Here is a 20,132-nt window from a genome sequence, read left to right as displayed (position 1 = left end):
TGCGTACTTTATAACTAGAATAGAAATGAGCGCGACAGAACAACTTTCAATTCGCGTAGAGCCAACGCAACAATCAAGACTCTCGCAGGTAGATTTTAACAATTTAGTATTCGGAAAAATCATGTCAGACCACATGCTGGTCGCTGAATACAATGACGGTGAATGGATAGACGTCAGCATTCTACCTTATGGGGATTTAACGGTCAATCCGTCTATGTCGGCACTGCATTATGGGCAGGCTATCTTTGAGGGGATTAAAGGATATAAATTTGCAGATGGTACAGTGAGCATCTTCCGTCCAGAGAAAAATTGGGAACGTTTTAACAAATCAGCTTCACGCTTACAAATGCCTGAAGTGCCTGAAGAAATTTTCTTAGGAGGATTGAAAAAATTATTGGATGTAGACAGAAATTGGGTACCGTCTAAAGAAGGGACTTCATTATATATCCGCCCTTTCATGTTTGCTACGGAAGCGGCATTGGGTGTTCATCCTTCTATATCGTATAAATTCATTATCATTACATGCCCTGTAGGAGCTTACTATAGTAAACCTATCAGCTTAAAAGTAGAAACCCATTATACGCGTGCTGCAGAGGGTGGAGTTGGTTTTTCCAAAAACGCGGGTAATTATGCATTATCCCTATATCCTACCAAATTGGCTAACGATGAGGGATACGATCAAATTATGTGGACTGATGCAAATGAGCATAGATACATTGAAGAAGCGGGTACAGCAAACCTTATATTCCGTATCGGAGATACCATCATCACTCCACACGGAGATACCATCTTGCATGGCGTTACACGTCGTACCATTATGGAATTAGCTGAAAAGTGGGGCTATAAGGCAGAACAACGCAAGGTATCGGTACAAGAGCTAATTGACGGTATCGAAAACGGAACCGTATCCGAAGCCTTTGCTGCCGGTACTGCTGCCACTATTACGCATATTTCACGTATCGGATTCGAGGGGCGGGATTACACTCTGCCGCCGGTAGAAGGCCGCGAATTCTCCAACAAAGTATTGAGCTATTTAAATGATCTACGTTATGGAAAAATTGAAGATCCATTCGGCTGGAATTATATTGTTTAATTGTTCACGTTGACTATAATAAGCTAAATCCCAAGCAGTTTATTCTGTTTGGGATTTTTTGTTGTAATTGCTATCTTTAATTAACCATATTATATAAAAATACAGAATAAGATCTTTACTTCGCACCTTTATTTATTTTAGTGGTATTAAAGACAGGTTGGATTAGTTCTATTAAGATAAGCTACTATTTTATCTTTGTCATTCGGTTCAAACCAGATGGTATTACCATATTTCTTAAACCAGGTAATCTGGCGCTTAGCATAGCGACGCGAATTTTGTTTTATTTTATCTACGGCTTCCTCCAGCGTATATTTTTCGTCCAGGTAATCAAATAACTCGGCATAGCCTACCGTAAGTAAAGCTGGCTTATTCCGATACGGTTTCAGCGATTTCACTTCTTCTAGCAAACCCATTTCCATCATTCTATCCACGCGCATATTGATGCGCTTATATAACTTCTCCCTTTCGATGTTGAGGCCGATAGTAACGATATCAAATGGTCTTTGAGGAGCGGCTTTCTTCTGATAAGAAGACATAGGTAGTCCCGTTGTCTCGTAAACCTCCAGTGCTCTAATCACACGTTGGGGATTATCAATATCCGCTACAGCGTAATAGTCAGGATCTATTGCTAAAAGACGTTCCTTCAAAAGTTCAAGCCCATGTTGCTCAAAGTCTTTATTAAGTTGATCCCGAATACCCTCCGGAGCCTTGGGTAGGTTATCAAGTCCTTCACAAACTGCCCTCACAAATAGCCCCGACCCGCCGACCATAATAACGATATCGTGCTTTTTAAACAATCCTTCCAGTAATGCCAACGCATCGCGTTCGAAATCTCCTGCAGAATATTCTTGCTCTATGGAATGGGAATCGATAAAGTGATGGGGGGCCGCAGCAAGTTCTTCCAAGTCAGGTTTTGCTGTACCAATATACATCTCTCGATAAAATTGGCGTGAATCCGCGGAAATAATTTCGGTGCTGAAATGCTGCGCTAAGGAAATAGCCATAGCAGTTTTTCCTACTGCGGTAGGACCAACCACTACGACAAGGGTCTTTTTGACTATTGTATTGCGTGCATTAATAACTATCTTCTCCTCCAAACTCGCGCGAAGACTCCTCTTCTCCACCCTCTTCATCGTCGACAACATCAAAATCATCCTCTTCGTCAACACCATACTCTTCGGTTACTGCATCAATATCATCTTCGTCCTCTTCATCATCGACCGTATCTGTCACAGGGAAATTGGCCGCTGCTAGATTCCGAGGAGCCTGACCGACAACTTTAAATAAAGCCGGGTATTCTTTACCATCTTCTTCTTTCAGAATTTTAATGAGCTCCACATGAAAATCGTAGGGACGGTCGAAATTATAGATATAATAAAACTTTTGATGGGGATCATCTATAAACTTACTCAAACGGATATTTTCCATCAGCAATACGCCATCATTTATTTTACGTGCAGAAGGTTGTAGAGCAACCTCAGTGCCTTTCTTCCATTGGTCATTACTTACGTAGAATGAAGATGATGCATCTACAGGATAACCTGTGCTCTTATGAATTTCTTGATGTAATTCTAAGAAGGTGCTCTTTGAAGGCATATCAATGTCGCGATATATATCTTCATAATCTTCAAAAGTTACTCTAAATCTATAAATTGCCATATTATAAGTCTCGTTTTTAAGCTCACGCTCAATCGCCGTATAAAAATAAAAATTATTTTGAAGTCTCTAAAGACAAAGTACGTTTTGGTTCTAAATTTAAATCTTTCCCACGACTTACCATAAAATGATATGCTGCCTCTCGATTATTTGGAATATCTCCTTCCAGAATCGCCTCGCGAATAGCATTCTTGATGATACCGACCACCTTGCCCGGCCCTAATCCAAAAACTTCCATGATATCTTCACCAGTCACCGGGGGTTGCCAATTACGGATCTGATCACGTTCTTCTACGTCTTTGAGCTTCTGTTTTACCAGCTCAAAATTATCTCTATATTTTTTCTTTTTAAATTCATTTTTCGTCGTCACATCGGCATGACACAACAGCATCAGCGCCTCTATATCATCCCCAGCTTCAAAAAGTAAACGTCTAACAGCAGAATCGGTCACAATCTCCTGTGCTAATACAATTGGCCGCAAGTGCAACTGTACCAATTTCTGCACAAATTTCATCTTGTCGTTAAGGGGTAATTTCAGTTCGGCAAAAAGTTTGGGAACCATTCGTGCACCCTTATCTTCATGGCCGTGGAATGTCCATCCGATACGTTTATCAAATCGTTTAGTTGCCGGTTTAGCGATATCGTGCATAATAGCCGCCCATCTCAGCCATAGATCATCAGACTTCTCGGCAACATTATCTAGTACTTCCAAGGTATGATAAAAGTTATCCTTATGCCCTTTGCCATCAATTACATCAACACCATGCAGATTACACATCGCTGGAAATATCAATGCTAATAATCCGGTGTCGAATAGATATTTAAAACCCATTGATGGTTTATTCGACAAGATAATCTTATTCAATTCATCTGTAATACGTTCTTTAGAAATGATTTTAATCCTATCCTTTGTGTCCGAAATGGATTGGATCGCCTGGATATCAATTTTAAAGTTCAGTTGTGTTGCAAAACGGATTGCCCGCATCATACGCAACGGATCGTCCGAAAAAGTTTCTGTCGGTGCTAAAGGAGTACGAATAATGCAGTTTTTAATGTCCTCGACGCCGTTAAACGGATCCAACAATTCGCCATAGTTATAGACATTAAGCGAATATGCCATAGCATTAATGGTAAAATCACGTCTGTTCTGATCGTCTTGCAACGTTCCGTTCTCTACAATAGGTTTGCGTGATTCCCTTCGATAAGATTCCTTTCGAGCCCCCACAAATTCGACGTCCAGTCCATCGTAAACCAACATGGCGGTACCAAAAGATTTATAAACAGCCACCTTAGTACGCAACTTTTCGCCTAATGCATTTGCAAAATCTATTCCGCTTCCTATAACTAAAATGTCTACATCGTTTTTGAATGGGCGTTCCATAATACGATCCCGCACATACCCCCCAATGACGTAGCATTCGGTTTTTGTGTGTTCTGCCAATTCTTTAATAATGGGAAATATAGGATGTTGTAAATGTCTAATAATTTGCAAAATTACTTATTTTATAGATTAATCCCTATCCTTTGAAAGTTTACGAAATGTTAATGGATTTTGCGACAATTCGGCTTGTTCTCGGCGATTTTTAACGATATGTACTGCAGCAAATATCGCTTCCAAGAATGATTCGTGAGAAGCTAAATTCTTTCCGGCAATATCATAGCCTGTTCCGTGATCGGGCGATGTGCGTACAATAGGTAAGCCAGCGGTATAGTTTACACCCTTACGATTCGCGATATGTTTGAAAGGAATTAAACCTTGATCGTGATACATCGCCAACACACCATCAAATTTTAGATACGCATCCGCAACAAAGAATCCATCCGCTGGATACGGGCCAAAACAAAGGATTCCTTCCTCTTTTGCTTTATTGATGGCCGGTCGAATAACTGTATCGTCTTCGGTCCCTATAATACCGTTATCACCAGCATGAGGATTAAGTCCTAATACGGCAATCTTTGGTTTCTGAATCCAAAAGTCGGTCTTCAGACTATTATTCATCAAACGAAGCTTTTTCAATATTGCTTCTTCAGTAATCTGAGCCGCAACCTCTTTAACAGGAATATGTCCGGTAACAACGCCGATACGGAGATCATCACAGATCATAAACATCAGTACATCATCCGAATTCGTCTTACTTTGCAGGTATTCCGTATGCCCGGGGAACGTAAATCCCTCTTGTTGAATATTATGCTTGTTGATAGGAGCTGTAATCAATGCATCGATCTTTCCCGCATTTAAATCTTCAACGGCTCTCTCAAGTGAAATAAAGGCATATTTTCCACCTATCTCATTCTCCTCTCCCAAGGTAATCCGAACATCCTCCTGCCAGCAGTTGATCATATTCGCCCGTTTCGGGTTCGCTTGTTCTACCCCATTGATTACATTGAAACTGAAATCGTTGATATTATTTGCTTTACGATGAAAAGAAGCATTTTTAGTATTTCCATAGACTATAGGTGTAAAATACTCTAGCACACGATTATCCAATAACGATTTGATAATCACTTCCAATCCTATTCCATTTATATCGCCTATACTAATACCTACTTTTAATTTTTCACTCATCTTTTAAAGCTTTATTCGGTCAAAAATAAACAAAAAACAGCAGAAAACTAATGCTTTCTGCTGTTTTACGAATTCTTACGCATAACCATTACTCTTACATTACTTCTTTAACAAAACATATTATTTTCCGTCCAGAAAGACCTTTTTACCATCTTTATCCAAATAGTATTTCTTCTTATCCTTATCTAACAGGACATCAAATCCATTGTGTTTTTCACCTGTTGCCTTATCTTCCATTTTTGGAGAAGGAACAGTTTTAGAATCCGGGAGTGATTTTTTAGGCGTTACGTTTTTTGTGGTATCGAGCATACCATTTTCACGTTTCGGTGTTTTTAGGAGTTCTTTTGTCTTTTTAGGAGGAGGTATGGTTTTGCTTTGCTCCTGCGCATTTACATTTGTCCACCCCATCATGGAAACGGCTACTACTATAGCAGCGAGATTCCTTAGGTTTATTAACCTTTTCATATGTTTATAATTTTATGTCATGTGAATACTTGCACAATAACGATACCATATCGCTCTAGTTAGCAGTATTTAAAGACAATATTTTTTGTTATTAAACCTTAGTTAAAAAAGAGATACGTGTAGGATATTCAAGTACGCTAAACGTTTATTAAGTGTTGTTCATTATCAAGGTTCTATAGATATAAAACGAACCATTTATAACTTAAACAGCCTGTAAATAAAATTAAGATAGTAGCAAAACATAAAATAGTATCTTTGTATCAAATAGATATTATGAGTAATGTACGCGCAAAGAAACACCTCGGACAACATTTCCTAAACGACAAAAATGCCGCTCAACGCATTGTTGAAGCGTTGAGCCCCTCGTTGGGATTCAAGCATGTGTTGGAAGTGGGACCGGGAATGGGTGTACTCTCCGACTTTTTACTCCAGCACGAGGAGTACCAAACCTACTTAATCGACGTCGACGACGAGTCCATAACATTTCTAGCAGATAAGTATTCTCAGTTAGGCGACCGCCTAATCCATGGAGATTTTTTGGCGTTGGATTTCAATCTGTATTTTGGAGATAAAATGGCCGTAATCGGTAATTTTCCGTACAACATCTCTTCTCAAATATTATTCAAAATATTGGAGGAGCGAAATCGCGTGGTTCAGATGGTCGGTATGTTTCAAAAAGAAGTTGCCGAACGATGTGTGGCTAAACCGGGCAGTAAGGAATATGGAATACTAAGTGTTTTTCTACAAGCCTACTACGATGTAGAATACCTTTTCACGGTAAAAGCAGGCGCTTTTAATCCACCCCCAAAAGTATTATCAGGAGTGATGCGCATGACACGCAATTCCAGAACAGTTCTGGATTGCGATGAAAAACTATTTTGGCGAGTAGTAAAGGCCGGATTCAATCAACGTCGCAAGACGCTAAGGAATTCATTATCCGGTGTTATTCCAAAAGATAAGATGAGCGACAATCCGCTATACGAATTACGGGCAGAACGTTTAAGTGTAGAAAATTTTGTACAATTGACAAACGAAATTACTAACGCATAGTGTGATGGATATAGATAGTGAATTTACAATTATTGGAGGAGGTGTCGCTGGATTAGCCGCGGCCATAGGCCTCCAAAACAATAGCATGAATTTTTCACTATTTGAGCAGGCAGATCAACTAAAAGGGATTGGAGCAGGATTTGGTTTAGCGGCAAATGCGATGCAGGCGTTGGAATATTTAGGCATCCGGGAAGACATCGAAAAACTAGGGCATCACCTGGATTCCTATAAAATTTTAGACGACAAAGGAAAAGTCTTAGTAGCCCCGAATACGAAAACATTAAGTCAGAAATACAACCAGCAAAATTTTGCCATCCATCGCGCTGATCTACACCTTTACCTGTTGTCTCAAGTAAAGGCACAATCACTACATTTTGGCAAAAAAGCAATAGATCTCAACCAAAAGGAAGGAGTCATTACCATTCACTTTGCCGACGGCACAATGCATCATACCAAATATCTTATCATTGCCGATGGCGTTAAATCTCCGCTACGTCAGCAACTGATACGTAGCGCTGTTCCGCGTTATGCAGGTTATACCTGCTGGCGGGCTACGATCGACAATAGCACGATTGCGTTAAAACATGGAAGTGAAACCTGGGGTCAAAAAGGACGATTTGGAATGACACCACTCACCCATAACCGCATCTACTGGTACGCATGTATCAATGCTACGTATCAGAACGAGACCTATAGAAATTATAGGATAGCAGATTTACAACGTCACTTCAGTCATTACCACGATCCGATCCCCGAAATATTATCTAATACACAAGATGCCGATCTGATATGGAACGACATTGTGGATATCAAACCATTGCAACATCTTGCCTATGGCAATATTCTCCTGTTGGGAGATGCAGGCCACGCGACGACACCTAATATGGGACAAGGAGCCTGCCAGGCACTGGAAGACGTAGCCGTGTTGATGGATGAACTTACTGATAAAGCATCCGTTCCAAAGGCTTTTCTATCCTTCGAAAAAAGAAGACTTCAACGCACAAGATATATTACAACAACGTCAAAACGTATTGGAGAGGTAGCCCAATGGGAGAATCCATTTATGATCTCACTACGCAACACCATTCTAAAAAATATACCCTCGAAGATGAGTCAAGCAAATTTAGAAAAACTCCTTTCCGTTGATTTTATGAGCATCAATAAGTAACTAATTATGAGCACCAATATCCTTATCGTTGACGATGTGCACCCTGTCCTGTTGGAGAAGCTAGACAGAGAAAGAATCCGATATTCCTATGCGCCAACCATAAGTAGAGCTGAGGCAGAAAAATGCATCTCGCTTTATACGGGTCTGATCATACGTTCAAAATTTCAGGTAGATCGAGAATTTATAGATCTGGCACCGGAACTAAGGTTTATTGGCCGTTCAGGAGCAGGAATGGATAACATCGATGAGGAACATGCTGCGCAAAAAGGAATCACCTTAATCAGTGCCAATGAAGGAAACCGGGATGCTGTTGGCGAGCATATGATCGGCATGCTGCTGAGTTTAATGAATAATCTCAACCGTGGAAATCGTGAAATCGCCGAAGGGAAGTGGCTGCGTGAAGAAAATCGGGGCTACGAACTTAAAGGACGAACGGTCGCATTAATAGGTTATGGCAACAATGGACAGGCGATGGCAAAAAAACTATCCGGGTTTGATGTGAATATAATTGCTTATGACAAATATAAAACTGGTTTCTCGGATGCATATGCTCGGGAGGTATCAATGGAAGAAATTGTAAAACAAGCGGATGTGGTTAGTTTCCATATCCCTTTAACAAAAGAAACAAGGAATCTCGTGGATGATGAATACCTATTTCACTTTCGAAAGCCCATCTTTTTTTTAATGGGTGCCCGTGGAGGCATTGCACATATACCTGCCGTCATAAAAGCTCTTGACAACGGTAAAATTCTAGGGGCCGCATTTGATGTATTACCTACAGAGAAGTTTCCAGCTCTTGGTCAACAAGAGTGGTACTCCGATTTGATTTCAAGAGATAACGTTTTACTAAGTCCACACGTCGCAGGATGGACTTTTGAAAGTTATTACAAATTATCTGATATTTTGGTGGATAAAGTACTCGAGTACCTGAACCATCGAAATCCTTAAATGTGCTATAAATACAGGATTAGACTGCAGATCAGGAATTGGATGATCAGTGCCATATCCAAGAGATACACATGGTGAAACTGTTTAATGTGCGGAAATATCATAAACCGCATGGCCAACACGATAAACAAATTGGTAATTAAGAGGCCGATTTTTATATAACCTTCGTAAGGAGAGCACAGCACGAGTATCGAATGCACCAACACGAGGGTATAGCACAATCGAATAGATTTTTTCTCGCCCAATAGATTGGGAATAGTTTTGAGGTGGTAGTATGAATCTTGTCGCATATCCCGTATATCAAAGGGTAAGGTACAAAGCAGTAAAAAGATGACTTTGGTGACCCCTAAATAGTTCGCTGCATACCAATCCATGCTATCCCCTTCCGCCCATAGCTGTACTACCGGCAAACCAACACTACTTAAAGACCAGATGATTGCTATGTGAAAAAGTTTGAGTCCGGGTAACTGCCGCAATCCTCCCCGCACCCCATTCACCTTAAAAAGAGGCAGTGCATAACTTAAACTTAGCAAACCTATTCCTGCCAAAAAGAAAATTGTATACAGATGAACTTCCATTAAAGCATAAGCCAACAGTATAGAAGCAAGAATACTATTCGTCCACAGCAACCATTCATTTTTGAAGACCCATCTCGTCCGTAAGTAAGGCGCTTCATGTGGATGTTTAGGTTTAGACAACAACAAACTGAAGTTATATAATAGCAGCGTAGCTGTTCCTTCGACCATTAAAATATGTGGATTGTAGGGTTTATTCAGAATGATATAGGTCAGCGCACATTGCATGTATGCGGCCGAACCAATTAGCAGATTGCTAAAAATAAAGAAATAATATACGTTCTTGGCTACACGCATTTCGTCGTTTTTATCAGGCCATTTAACAGTACCATCCTAGGATGAATATTACGAAAATTAGTAATTGACATCAAAAAAAATTAAATTAGCTCACATAAGAACTTACTTGCCGTTTATAATAAATATATGGCAGGAACAAATAAGTTTTAATGTAAAAATAGTATAGACCTATAAATTTTAATAAAAAAAGATGAGTTTTCAAATTAATTCTTTTGAAGCGTATCAAGAAGCTTACAAAAAAAGCGTTGATCATCCGGAACAATTTTGGGGAGAAATTGCGGAGAATTTTTTCTGGAAGAGAAAATGGACGAATGTACTGAATTGGAATTTTACCGAGCCAGACATTAAATGGTTTGAAGGAGGTAAGCTTAATATTACAGAAAACTGTCTAGACCGCCACATCTATAGCCAGGGCGACAAACCCGCAATCATCTGGGAGCCGAATGATCCGAATGAAGCACACCGTATCCTTTCGTACAAGCAGTTGTTGCAAAAAGTAGAACAATTTGCTCATGTCTTAAAGAACAACAATATCCGTAAAGGCGACCGCGTATGTATTTACTTACCGATGGTACCCGAATTAGTCATTGCTGTATTAGCATGCGCCCGTATTGGCGCCATACATTCGGTTGTATTTGGTGGATTTTCGGCACAATCCATTGCAGACCGGATCAATGATGCCAACTGTAAACTGGTGATTACTTCAGATGGCGGTTTCCGCGGCACGAAAGTATTAGAACTGAAATCCATCGTGGATGATGCGCTGATGCAATGCAAGACGGTTGAAAAAGTAATCGTGTTGACACGTACGCGTACACCAGTATCGATGATCAAAGGCAGAGATGTGTGGTGGGAAGACGAAATCAAAAAAGTAGAGACACAAGGAAATCCGTCGTGTCCTGCGGAAGAGATGGATGCGGAAGACACACTTTTTATCCTTTATACATCGGGATCAACGGGTAAACCAAAAGGCGTTGTACATACGACAGGTGGATACATGGTATATACGGGATATACTTTTTCTAATGTATTCCAATATCAACCCGATGAAGTCTATTTCTGTACAGCAGATATTGGATGGATTACGGGACATTCTTATATTGTCTACGGGCCACTCTCTCAAGGAGCCACTTCACTGCTGTTTGAAGGTATCCCTACTTTTCCCGATGCGGGCAGGTTCTGGGATATCGTCGACAAATTCAAGGTAAATATTCTGTACACCGCACCTACCGCGATCCGTTCGTTGATGGTATTTGGAGATGAGTTTGTGGACAAATACGATCTCAGCAGCATCAAAAAACTGGGATCCGTTGGAGAGCCGATTAACGAAGAGGCTTGGCAGTGGTACCATGATAAAATAGGTAAAGGCAAAGCGCCGATAGCGGATACCTGGTGGCAAACAGAGAACGGTGGGATATTAATAGCACCTATGGCAGGTATTTCACCGACCATCCCAAGCTATGCGATGTTACCCCTTCCGGGAGTTCAGCCTTGTTTGATGGACGAGAACGGACAGGAGATTGAAGGTAACGATGTATCCGGAAATCTCTGCATTAAATTTCCATGGCCAGGTATGTTACGTACCACTTGGGGCGATCATGAACGCTGTAAACAGACGTATTTCTCCACCTATGAAAACAATTATTTTACGGGCGACGGCTGCTATAGAAGTCCGGAGGGCTACTACCGCATCACTGGCCGTGTGGATGATGTGTTGAATGTTTCAGGCCACCGCATTGGTACTGCGGAAGTCGAAAATGCCATAAACATGCACTCGGATGTCGTTGAATCGGCTATCGTCGGTTATCCACATCCGGTTAAGGGGCAGGGAATCTACGCCTATGTCATTGCGAATCACCACATCGACGAAGAAAGCACACGTAAAGATATCTTACAAACGGTAACCCGTCTGATTGGCGCCATCGCCAAGCCAGATATTATCCAATTTGTAAATGAGTTACCGAAAACAAGATCAGGTAAGATCATGCGTCGCATTTTGCGCAAGATTGCAGAAAACGAGCTTTCAAGTCTTGGCGACACCTCCACACTGCAAGATCCAACAGTGGTCGAAGCGATTATTCAGGGAGCTGAAAAAATTAGGAAGTAAAACAAGAGAGGGGCGATAAAATATCGCCCCTCTCTTGTTTTACCTTCTATTCTCGGGATTAAATGCATCCTCAAGCTCTTTACATATTAAGAGCAAGTTTTTTACATGGATATAAATTAGCTCGTTCCTAGTATTCCCGTAAGGGCTACTCCAGTCTTTTCTCCATTAGCATCAATAACAAACAGACCTCCCTCTGTCATTGTCTTATTTTTCCAATCCCAGACAAATTTATTGTCACGTAAAAATGCTTCCAGCTCCAGCGATGTACTTCTCAAAGCGGAACTTGATGCACCACCATCGCTACCAGTAGCGATATATGTATAACTCACACTTCCATCACTGTTGTTTACAGGATTATAATACAGCCGTGAAAACGATGCAGATCCCGTAGTACCCGCACCTGCTGCATAACGATAGATACGTATATACAACTGTCCATCTGTCAACAAAGACATACGAAGGTAACCAATGTGGCGATCTGCCTTTGTGATAGATTCATTTTGTATCGCATTCCATATTGGTTGGAAATAAGCATTCGCTGTATTCGGTCTGAATTCAGCACTATAATACCGTTTACCATCCCCAAAACTATCCAAAAACGGAGGCAAGGGGATAATCGGAGAACTTGCTGCCAATACCTCATATTCTTTACCAGCATCATCAACAATAAACAGTTTGTCGACTTCCTTAAAGTATGCCCGAACAAAAGTTACTCCTTTGTATGTGTTTTCCTTTCCTAGTTTGATTTCATTTAAAGCATAGTATAAAGGTCCAGCAAAACTGACGATCTTGGAACCTTCCATAACCTGAAAGGCAACACCCCTGTTATCTACATAATCTATTGCCAATTTCCTGCTTTCACCGTCGATATTTAATTCAATGTAATTATTTTCCGCAGAAGCAAAATAATTTTGAAAAAGGTTTATATCATCTGTTAAGACACCATTTACCAATTTATCTTTTTCATCTTGTTTAAGTCGTACAAGCAAGAAGTCATTATTATTCAAATTACCTCTCAGTACAATGGTATCTGCAGAGACTTTACGAATAGAGAATTCAAAGTCGGCATATAACCCCGATCCGGATGTTCCGGAATTGATATCTGAATTGGGATCAGCCAGTAAATGAATATAATTGTATGTATCAAAAATAAGAGAAGGTATGCCTGTGTTTCTAAAACCAAACGAACTCTCTTTTGGAGTGTTGCTGGTTGTGGTATTAAAATCTGAATACATCACAACGCGATTATCTTCTTTAAAATCCATAAATACAGAAAATCCCTTGTCATTTCGCGGTGTTCTCAGCATACCAATCCATCCGTATTCGGAAGACTGTAAAATTGCCCGCACTTCCGTGATAAATTCTGAATACCGCTCATTCGGTGTCTTCTCATCTATAAATTGGCTCTCCGTTTTTGTGCAGGAGAACATCATTCCCAGCACAAAAACAAAACTCATTATTATCCCTATCCTTTTCATGTTTTTGTTTGTTTTATGAAACATATTGAAAATTTTATAAAGTTTTATCATTTTAACTCCTCGGTTCCCCGACCAGAGAGACGCCTGTTCGTTCGCCATTATTATCGACCACATATAATCCGCCATGTGTCAGATCACTATCTTTCCACGACCAGACAAACTTGTGTCCCGTGATAAAATTCACTAAATTATCCGAGTTTGTCCGAAGGGCCGCGCTCGAACCAGAAGTGGCATACGTAAATGTGACTATATCATCTGTATCCGTCGCAACATCAAAATAGAGGCTACTATAAGTAACGGATCCGGTCTGTCCTGATCCGGCAGGGTATCTATAAACACGAACTTGTAACTGCCCGGTTGCTAGCACATATAACCGCATATAAGCAATATGACGGTCGACCTCTACCACCGTCTCGTTCTTGATATCATCCCAAATTGCTTGAAACTCATCCGAATATTCTGCGGATTCAAATTGCAAATAAGTATAACTTTTACCTTCTCCAAATGTATCCAGAAAATCGGGCAACGGAGTCGGCGGAACCTCAGGCTTCAAGTCTGCTATTCGCTGTTGCAGAGAACGAAAATTGATTCCCCACTGAGACGAAAAATATTCTACAACCATATCTTCCTTTTGCTTAATCTTGGCTCTACCATTAGCATTAGCCAATGCTACCTGACTATCAAAAAATTCTTGCCCATACAGCAGCAAAACTGCCACCATCTCCGCAAAATCTTCACTAGGCTCACTTCCAGCATAACGTGTTATAAAACCTAAATCTAACGCCTGTTGATCTGTTAAATTCGGCCAAAGGTCTTCTACATAGTCTGCTTTATTCAATAGACCATATTCTGCTGTTATCCTTCTATTTTGATCCAGAATATGGGCAAACTCATGATGTACCGTCTTTAACATACGCTCCACAGCGCTCCAATTGTTCGGATCTATCTCGTTGAGCCTATATAAAACGACCTTGCGTCCCTTATCTGCCGAACCTAATGTAACCGTACCATTGGAATTATGCTCGGCGCTTCCCACAAAAAGATATTGCTTAGCAGGATATTTTTTGATAAAAAACTCCCCCGCCTCCGCCGCATAAGGTTCTAGATAGTACTTAAGGATATATTCTGCAAGAGGACGTACTTTTTCCTCATCTATGGGAGTGATTGTTTTACTAAGGTCTACTTCCGATCTATCCCATTTATATTGTACGCGAATATTATAAGGCTGCGTAAATTTTTCATATAACCATTCGTCTATGGCTCCATTCAATGCAAACTGGTCACCAATAAAATCCAACCTATCGACTTGATTAGTTAAATCTTCAGCCTTCCTACATCCGTTTAGTAATACGAAGAAGAATAAGGTGCCTATAATTAAATATTTTTTCATAACATCATTCTATTAAGGTTATTTTCTTGGATTTTGTTCAATACCCGCCAACGTTACTTCGGGAGGCAATTGGAACATTCTTCTCGGATCGTCCGAATCAATGGTTATCGTCTGTACTACGGTCACACCATCTGTATCCAGGACTTTATGCTCTACGGTAATCTTATGGCGGAGAATGTCCAACCAACGCAATCCTTCCTGAACAAACTCTGCACGCTTGAAGTCCAATATCGTCTTAACAATACCTTCTCTGGGATCAGATGTTTTATAGAAATTTTCCAACTTGGTATAAGTCACTCGATCGGTAGTAGAATTAAAGCTAGTAATTCTTTTGCTTGCATAAAGATTAAGATCTTCGAGGGCTTTGTCATAATCCCCTAAATATGCATACGCTTCAGCTCGATTGAACAAGGCTTCTTCCGCAGATAATAAGGGAGCCATTATTCGTGCTGAACCAGTGCCTGAGGTAGAATACACAAAAAACTCTGTAAATTTGTTATGCCTGATATTTGTACTGTTGCTATAGGACGACGTACGTTGCCCCCACGCTTTTCCCGTCACATTAGCAACCGACATTAAATTTCTATTCAAATTAAACGTTAAGCCAAAACGATAATAATAATACCTTCTGCCCCACCATGATGTGGTTTGTGCCAATAAAAGATTTGCAGGTTCATTAGAACGCAGGTAATTTATTCGCATTTGGTCGGTTTCCCAGGAATTATACGTGCTAATCCATTCGCGCAACGAGTTTTGATAGTTTCCACTAGGAGCAACTTTATTGGCATGTTCAACGACTTTTTCATAGTCTTTCTTAAATAAATAAAAACGAGCAGCAAAAGCATGTGCAGCAGCAACATTAAAATGAAATCTCGGCACTTCATAAGCAGCATCAGATATCAACGGTAGGCCTTCTTTCAAATCTTTTTCTATCATATCGTAGACGTATGATATTGTTTTTCGGTCGTATTGAGCCTGTACCACCTTACCCGGCTCCACAACATAAGGTATGCCTGGATAATTATCGGCAGTCGCGGGGTCATAAGCACGCGCAAATAAGGTCACTAGCATAAAGTGAGCATATGCCCTGCAGACAAGAGCTTCTCCTTTATAAGGTAATACTTTCGCATCAAAGTTATTTTCAGCGATGGCATGCAAAGCATGATTAGCCGCCGCAATCGCTTGGTACGCTCTATTCCAATAATTAGTTGGCGAATCCGTCCCCGTTTCGGCTGTAGTCTCCTCAAACATATAAGGAGTTCGGTTTATTTCATAGGCATATACTCCCGACCCCAAAGGCCCCTTATCTTCTGCATTATCAGAGGCGGCTTCCATAAAGGTATAATAACTACCCGTGGGATAAGCTGTCGAGACCAAGGCCTTTACTTTTTCTACACTATTAATCGTTGTACGCATATCGGGTTCTTGTTCCAAAAACTTCTCACATCCTGAAAGGACAAAAGAACATACAGCCAGAAAAGCAATAACAATCTTATTAACTACTTTCATATTTCAATTTTTTAAAACCCAAACTTAAGTGATAACGAAAACTGTCTTTGAATAGGCAATGAAACACCTCCCGACTCAAAGAATTCCGGATCCTGTCCCTGTAGGGCTGCATCGGAATATAACAACCACAAATTGTTCGCAACAAAAGATACCGAAGCCGTTCTAGCCCAGAACTTACTTGTAAGAGCTGACGGAATTTGATAAGTCATCATAACTTGTTTCAAACGAATAAAATCTCCCTTTGCAACTCTGACATTCGAATAGTTGTAATTGTTAAAAGGATAACCTGCAATAGTACTTCCCCCGGACTTACCAACCACAACCGGTGCTGTCGTATAACGTTCGTCTCCGTAGATAAGCCACCTGGAAAGCAAGGCATTATTCACGGCATCCACATCTGTATAACTTGATCTAAAAGACGGCGTTAACCGAACATAATTTCCAGCACTGAATGTAAACAAAGCCCCTAAGCTCAAACCCTTGTAGGCAATCGAATTAAAAAAACCACCTGCCAAAGTAGCATCCAATGGACCATGATAATCCAGATAATCTACTGTCGTACTCTGCATATTTACATTTGTAGTCAAACCATTGCTTTCATTGAAAAAATAAGGCAATCCGTTCTCTCCTAACTTATCAAACTTAATCGAAAACAACCCTCTTACAGGATACTCTTCCAATGCCCCTCCTTCTTGTCTGACAACATCCCATATACGTGGTCTATTTTGTAGGCTTGTAACCCGATTCTTGTGATAAGCCAGATTAGTACGTACATTCCATTTCCAATCTGTGCGATTGAGTATTTTATATTGTACGGTATATTCCATCCCTTTGGAATCCATATCGGCATAGTTTGCATACTTTGATGCTTGTCCATCTATACCCGAGGTACGGAATAAACCTATAAGGTCAAATTGTTTTCTTTTATAAAGATCGACTGTTAAGGTCAACCGGTTATTAAGAAATCCCAAATCGAAACCTAGATTCGTCTCGTATTGCTTTTCCCAAGTCAATTCCGAATTTTCCAGAGAGGATATTCCTATTATGCTTTCCCTATCTACAAAGAATGGACGTTCTGTATTCGTATTTCTAAAAATCGCGGCTGAGTTAGTCGCAGCCCCCATACTGGCTACCAAACCGTAAGTAGCACGAACTCTGGCTTGACTCATCCATGATTCTATCGGTTCAAAGAACGATTCCTGATCCAAATTCCAAGCGCCACTGATATTCCATGTAGGAAGCCAACGTGCCGTGCGTGACGTACCTAACTTATTCGAACCATCATATCGTACAGTAGCATTAACGGAATATTTATCATCATAAGCATAAGCTCCCCTAGCCATAAAAGCCACATAACGATCCCATTCGTAGCCCATGCCGTAATAATCATCATTGCTCAATGACAGTTTCTTAAAATAATTAGGGTCGAAATAAACAACTCCTCCTTTATCGTATTGATATCCCACACCGTCAAACCACGAATTTTGTCGGTCTAAAAATCGAATTTCAGCTGTTCCGAAAAAATCAACATCGTGTTTCTCTCCAAAACGCGTATTCCAGTTTAAACTATTCCGCATATAATAGTTCACGAGAGACACATCACTTGACCTGTATACTCCACCATAAGGCATAATGGAAACCGGTTCAAAAGAAGGATTATCCGGATCCGTCCATAGTAATCTATTATTTCCGATAATAATTGAATTTTTACCTCGCGGATCATATTCTGTTCCCGCGCGATACGCTTCAGCAGCATTTGCCGTTTCCAGTACACGGTGTTCCTGTTTCGTTTTCACATAACGATATGCACCGTCAAATGCATATTTTAATGTAGGTAATATTTTCCAACTGATATTGCCCTGCACCTTAAAATCAAGTCCACTAGTCTGCAATGTGTTATTTTCGAGCTCATGTAAGATGCTGAATGGCGCATAATTTTTCTGATAAAATACATTATTACCATTCTCATCAAATGCAGCTAAAGCTCTACTGGTATTTAAAGCAAATGAAAATGGGTTATTATCAAAATTTCTTTCGTATTGTCCCGACACGACATTCGTAACACGGCCTTCTGTGCCGGGAGATATCTGATCACGTATCGAACCTGTCGCCAATAGCTCTGCCTGCACTTTTGAAGATAGTTTAAAATTACCCCTAACATTTCCGGTAAATCTTTTCACTTTATCTGCAATGGTCCAGCCATGATCTTGAAGAAAACTGGTCGATGCGTAAATCTGTGATTTTTCGGTTCCTGAAGAAAGGCTTATTGAATGCTCTTGCAACAATGAATTACGAAAAAGCACATCAAACCAATCCGTATTCCGTAACGCGGCTGAGCGTAAATACGCAGACCGAGCTTCCGGCGATTGTACCAAAGCATAGTCATTCGTGATAGGATCTACCTGGTACATCATATCGTACATCTTACCGAATACTCCCCAGTTTGACGAACCAACTACATCAGCTTGATTCAAATAACCTTTGCTCTCCATCTCCAGATACAACTCAACCTGATCTGCGGAGTTCATAATATTATAATCCGAATAATTCGGCTTCAGGTAACTTGTTAGATTTGCCGTATACGAAAGATGAGGCTGTCCTGCGGTTATTTTCCCCTTTTTTGTGGTTACCACTATAACTCCATTCATCGCACGAGCACCATACATTGCTGTTGCCGCAGCATCTTTTAGAATAGAGAAAGATTCTATATCATCTGGATTCAATCCTGCTACAGAAGAACCTATCAAGGTATTTGCATCTCCAGTAGACAATTGATCATTGGAGATATTCACGACATCTTCCAATACAATACCATCAATTACCCATAATGGCTTATTGTCACCACTTATTGATGTGGCTCCCCGCACCCTTATTTTAGGTGCTGCACCAAACGTTCCCGATACATTTTGAACAGTAACACCGGCAGCTTGTCCTTCGAGCATTCGTGAGACATCAGGGATACCAACTCGTTCAGCATCCTTAGCATCGATTTTTGAAGTTGCTCCTGTAAACAATCTTCTATCCAGATTCTGATACCCCGTAGCTACAACATCTACGGCATCGATTTCCGATGAAACTTCTTCCAAAACGATATTGACATTGGCTCTGTTCTGGACAGGAATTTCAACAGTTTGGTAGCCAACATAAACGATCACTAGAGTTGCAGTCGGAGAAGCCTCGATACTAAAAGATCCATCGGAGGCAGACACCGCTAAGCGATTGGCTCCCTTTACGCTAATCGAAGCTCCGGAAAGGGGCTTACCCGACGAATCCTTAACAGATCCCATAACGGTATTCTGCTGCTGAGCCTCCAAAGGGCGTATAGCTCCTTTGCTATTTTCCTTAAGATTTATAGTGACCGTTCCTGCGATCACTTTAAACTCAAATTTGTTCTGGTCAAGAACTCTTCTCAAAGCTTCTTCTACCGAGACGTTACGGAGGTCAACGCGGACCTTCCCGGCAGTCCTAGCTACTTCACTACTATAGAAAAACCGATGGTTGGTTTGTCGAGAGATTTCTGAGAAAAAATCTTCTATTTTCATGCTGGATGCAGATAACGACACCCGTTGCGCTAAACCATTGGCTTGCACAGCGGTCACCAGCAGAAACATCAAAAATAGGGCTATCTTCATTTTTAAGTACAGATCCTGGGAACAGAGATGCCTCCATTGGGCACGACACTCTTTCCCAAGTGAAAAGTTATTCATACATTTGGTTGTTTGGGTTAATAAATATTTTTTTTCAATCAAATTGAGCGGACTCAAACAAATCTTGCGGGGATGCTGCTACATCCCTGCTTTTTTATTTCAGTTCTTTACTCGTTGTGTAAT

15 protein-coding genes are annotated in these 20,132 nt (G+C 40.6%); 5 read left to right on the top strand and 10 right to left on the bottom strand.

The features are described 5' to 3' along the window. The first annotated feature begins 25 nt into the window (after positions 1-25). Positions 26-1,093 carry a branched-chain amino acid aminotransferase gene (locus FAZ15_RS12100; RefSeq protein WP_136901559.1) on the top strand — a complete coding sequence of 356 codons (1,068 nt, stop codon included), beginning with the start codon at positions 26-28 and terminating at the stop codon, positions 1,091-1,093. A 146-nt stretch (positions 1,094-1,239) separates the two neighbouring features. On the opposite strand, the gene miaA is transcribed toward FAZ15_RS12100, so the two are convergent. The 5 genes from miaA to FAZ15_RS12075 all read right to left on the bottom strand — a co-directional run bounded on the left by miaA (position 1,240) and on the right by FAZ15_RS12075 (position 5,780). After that, positions 1,240-2,265, bottom strand: a complete 1,026-nt coding sequence (gene miaA / locus FAZ15_RS12095) for a tRNA (adenosine(37)-N6)-dimethylallyltransferase MiaA (RefSeq protein WP_262709297.1) — start codon at positions 2,263-2,265, stop codon at positions 1,240-1,242. Continuing rightward, positions 2,168-2,752 carry an IS1096 element passenger TnpR family protein gene (locus FAZ15_RS12090; protein ID WP_136901558.1) on the bottom strand — a complete coding sequence of 195 codons (585 nt, stop codon included), beginning with the start codon at positions 2,750-2,752 and terminating at the stop codon, positions 2,168-2,170. The genes miaA and FAZ15_RS12090 overlap by 98 nt, the downstream gene beginning before the upstream one ends. Before the next feature lie 52 nt (positions 2,753-2,804). Then, entirely contained in the window at positions 2,805-4,235 is a 1,431-nt protein-coding gene (locus tag FAZ15_RS12085; protein WP_136901668.1) for a CCA tRNA nucleotidyltransferase, read from the bottom strand. 24 nt (positions 4,236-4,259) lie between these two features. Continuing rightward, positions 4,260-5,315 carry a 4-hydroxythreonine-4-phosphate dehydrogenase PdxA gene (gene pdxA / locus FAZ15_RS12080; protein ID WP_136901557.1) on the bottom strand — a complete coding sequence of 352 codons (1,056 nt, stop codon included), beginning with the start codon at positions 5,313-5,315 and terminating at the stop codon, positions 4,260-4,262. A gap of 120 nt (positions 5,316-5,435) precedes the next feature. Next, the gene (locus tag FAZ15_RS12075) at positions 5,436-5,780 is read right to left on the bottom strand and encodes a hypothetical protein (RefSeq protein WP_136901556.1); all 345 of its coding nucleotides are present in this window, start codon (positions 5,778-5,780) and stop codon (positions 5,436-5,438) included. 273 nt (positions 5,781-6,053) lie between these two features. On the opposite strand from FAZ15_RS12075, the gene rsmA reads away from it, so the two are divergent. The 3 genes from rsmA to FAZ15_RS12060 are packed head-to-tail and all read left to right on the top strand — an operon-like array spanning position 6,054 to position 8,946. Further along, positions 6,054-6,830 (top strand): 16S rRNA (adenine(1518)-N(6)/adenine(1519)-N(6))-dimethyltransferase RsmA, encoded by a 777-nt coding sequence (gene rsmA, locus FAZ15_RS12070; RefSeq protein ID WP_136901555.1) that lies wholly within the window; start codon positions 6,054-6,056, stop codon positions 6,828-6,830. A 4-nt stretch (positions 6,831-6,834) separates the two neighbouring features. Next, entirely contained in the window at positions 6,835-7,998 is a 1,164-nt protein-coding gene (locus FAZ15_RS12065) for an FAD-dependent monooxygenase (RefSeq protein ID WP_136901554.1), read from the top strand. 6 nt (positions 7,999-8,004) lie between these two features. Beyond that, complete coding sequence (locus FAZ15_RS12060) at positions 8,005-8,946, top strand: NAD(P)-dependent oxidoreductase (RefSeq protein WP_136901553.1); 942 nt, start codon at positions 8,005-8,007, stop codon at positions 8,944-8,946. Between the two features lie 5 nt (positions 8,947-8,951). On the opposite strand, the gene FAZ15_RS12055 is transcribed toward FAZ15_RS12060, so the two are convergent. Next, positions 8,952-9,818, bottom strand: a complete 867-nt coding sequence (locus tag FAZ15_RS12055) for a UbiA prenyltransferase family protein (protein WP_136901552.1) — start codon at positions 9,816-9,818, stop codon at positions 8,952-8,954. A gap of 190 nt (positions 9,819-10,008) precedes the next feature. Here FAZ15_RS12055 and acs point away from each other — a divergent pair, with 190 nt between their 5' ends. Continuing rightward, positions 10,009-11,925, top strand: coding sequence for an acetate--CoA ligase (gene acs / locus FAZ15_RS12050; RefSeq protein WP_136901551.1), 1,917 nt, complete (start codon positions 10,009-10,011; stop codon positions 11,923-11,925). Positions 11,926-12,041: 116 nt separating this feature from the next. Here the strand turns inward: acs and FAZ15_RS12045 are convergent, their stop codons facing one another. Genes FAZ15_RS12045 through FAZ15_RS12030 form a run of 4 tightly spaced genes read right to left on the bottom strand, consistent with a single transcriptional unit; the run spans position 12,042 to position 19,934 of the window. Beyond that, the gene (locus tag FAZ15_RS12045) at positions 12,042-13,403 is read right to left on the bottom strand and encodes a DUF4302 domain-containing protein (RefSeq protein WP_162304931.1); all 1,362 of its coding nucleotides are present in this window, start codon (positions 13,401-13,403) and stop codon (positions 12,042-12,044) included. A 52-nt stretch (positions 13,404-13,455) separates the two neighbouring features. After that, positions 13,456-14,793, bottom strand: a complete 1,338-nt coding sequence (locus FAZ15_RS12040; protein WP_136901549.1) for a substrate import-associated zinc metallohydrolase lipoprotein — start codon at positions 14,791-14,793, stop codon at positions 13,456-13,458. Positions 14,794-14,811: 18 nt separating this feature from the next. Further along, on the bottom strand, positions 14,812-16,302 hold the full coding sequence (locus FAZ15_RS12035; RefSeq protein ID WP_136901548.1) for a RagB/SusD family nutrient uptake outer membrane protein: 1,491 nt from the start codon (positions 16,300-16,302) through the stop codon (positions 14,812-14,814). An 11-nt stretch (positions 16,303-16,313) separates the two neighbouring features. Then, positions 16,314-19,934 carry a SusC/RagA family TonB-linked outer membrane protein gene (locus FAZ15_RS12030; RefSeq protein WP_238387234.1) on the bottom strand — a complete coding sequence of 1,207 codons (3,621 nt, stop codon included), beginning with the start codon at positions 19,932-19,934 and terminating at the stop codon, positions 16,314-16,316. Positions 19,935-20,132 lie beyond the last annotated feature (198 nt).

It is taken from the genome of Sphingobacterium olei (assembly GCF_005048855.1).
In the GTDB taxonomy this organism is placed as follows: Bacteria; Bacteroidota; Bacteroidia; order Sphingobacteriales; family Sphingobacteriaceae; genus Sphingobacterium; species Sphingobacterium olei.
The sequence above is the reverse complement of the archived record's forward strand: the minus strand, read 5'-3'. Positions and strand labels throughout refer to the sequence as shown.

What these genes read in the sequence shown, in the direction of transcription:
- FAZ15_RS12100 (WP_136901559.1), top strand. Translation starts at nt 26, where the DNA reads ATGAGCGCGACAGAACAACTTTCAATTCGCGTAGAGCCAACGCAACAA.
- miaA (WP_262709297.1), bottom strand. Translation starts at nt 2,265, where the DNA reads ATGGTGTTGACGAAGAGGATGATTTTGATGTTGTCGACGATGAAGAGG.
- FAZ15_RS12090 (WP_136901558.1), bottom strand. Translation starts at nt 2,752, where the DNA reads ATGGCAATTTATAGATTTAGAGTAACTTTTGAAGATTATGAAGATATA.
- pdxA (WP_136901557.1), bottom strand. Translation starts at nt 5,315, where the DNA reads ATGAGTGAAAAATTAAAAGTAGGTATTAGTATAGGCGATATAAATGGA.
- FAZ15_RS12075 (WP_136901556.1), bottom strand. Translation starts at nt 5,780, where the DNA reads ATGAAAAGGTTAATAAACCTAAGGAATCTCGCTGCTATAGTAGTAGCC.
- rsmA (WP_136901555.1), top strand. Translation starts at nt 6,054, where the DNA reads ATGAGTAATGTACGCGCAAAGAAACACCTCGGACAACATTTCCTAAAC.
- FAZ15_RS12065 (WP_136901554.1), top strand. Translation starts at nt 6,835, where the DNA reads ATGGATATAGATAGTGAATTTACAATTATTGGAGGAGGTGTCGCTGGA.
- FAZ15_RS12060 (WP_136901553.1), top strand. Translation starts at nt 8,005, where the DNA reads ATGAGCACCAATATCCTTATCGTTGACGATGTGCACCCTGTCCTGTTG.
- FAZ15_RS12055 (WP_136901552.1), bottom strand. Translation starts at nt 9,818, where the DNA reads ATGCGTGTAGCCAAGAACGTATATTATTTCTTTATTTTTAGCAATCTG.
- acs (WP_136901551.1), top strand. Translation starts at nt 10,009, where the DNA reads ATGAGTTTTCAAATTAATTCTTTTGAAGCGTATCAAGAAGCTTACAAA.
- FAZ15_RS12045 (WP_162304931.1), bottom strand. Translation starts at nt 13,403, where the DNA reads ATGAAAAGGATAGGGATAATAATGAGTTTTGTTTTTGTGCTGGGAATG.
- FAZ15_RS12040 (WP_136901549.1), bottom strand. Translation starts at nt 14,793, where the DNA reads ATGAAAAAATATTTAATTATAGGCACCTTATTCTTCTTCGTATTACTA.
- FAZ15_RS12035 (WP_136901548.1), bottom strand. Translation starts at nt 16,302, where the DNA reads ATGAAAGTAGTTAATAAGATTGTTATTGCTTTTCTGGCTGTATGTTCT.
- FAZ15_RS12030 (WP_238387234.1), bottom strand. Translation starts at nt 19,934, where the DNA reads ATGAAGATAGCCCTATTTTTGATGTTTCTGCTGGTGACCGCTGTGCAA.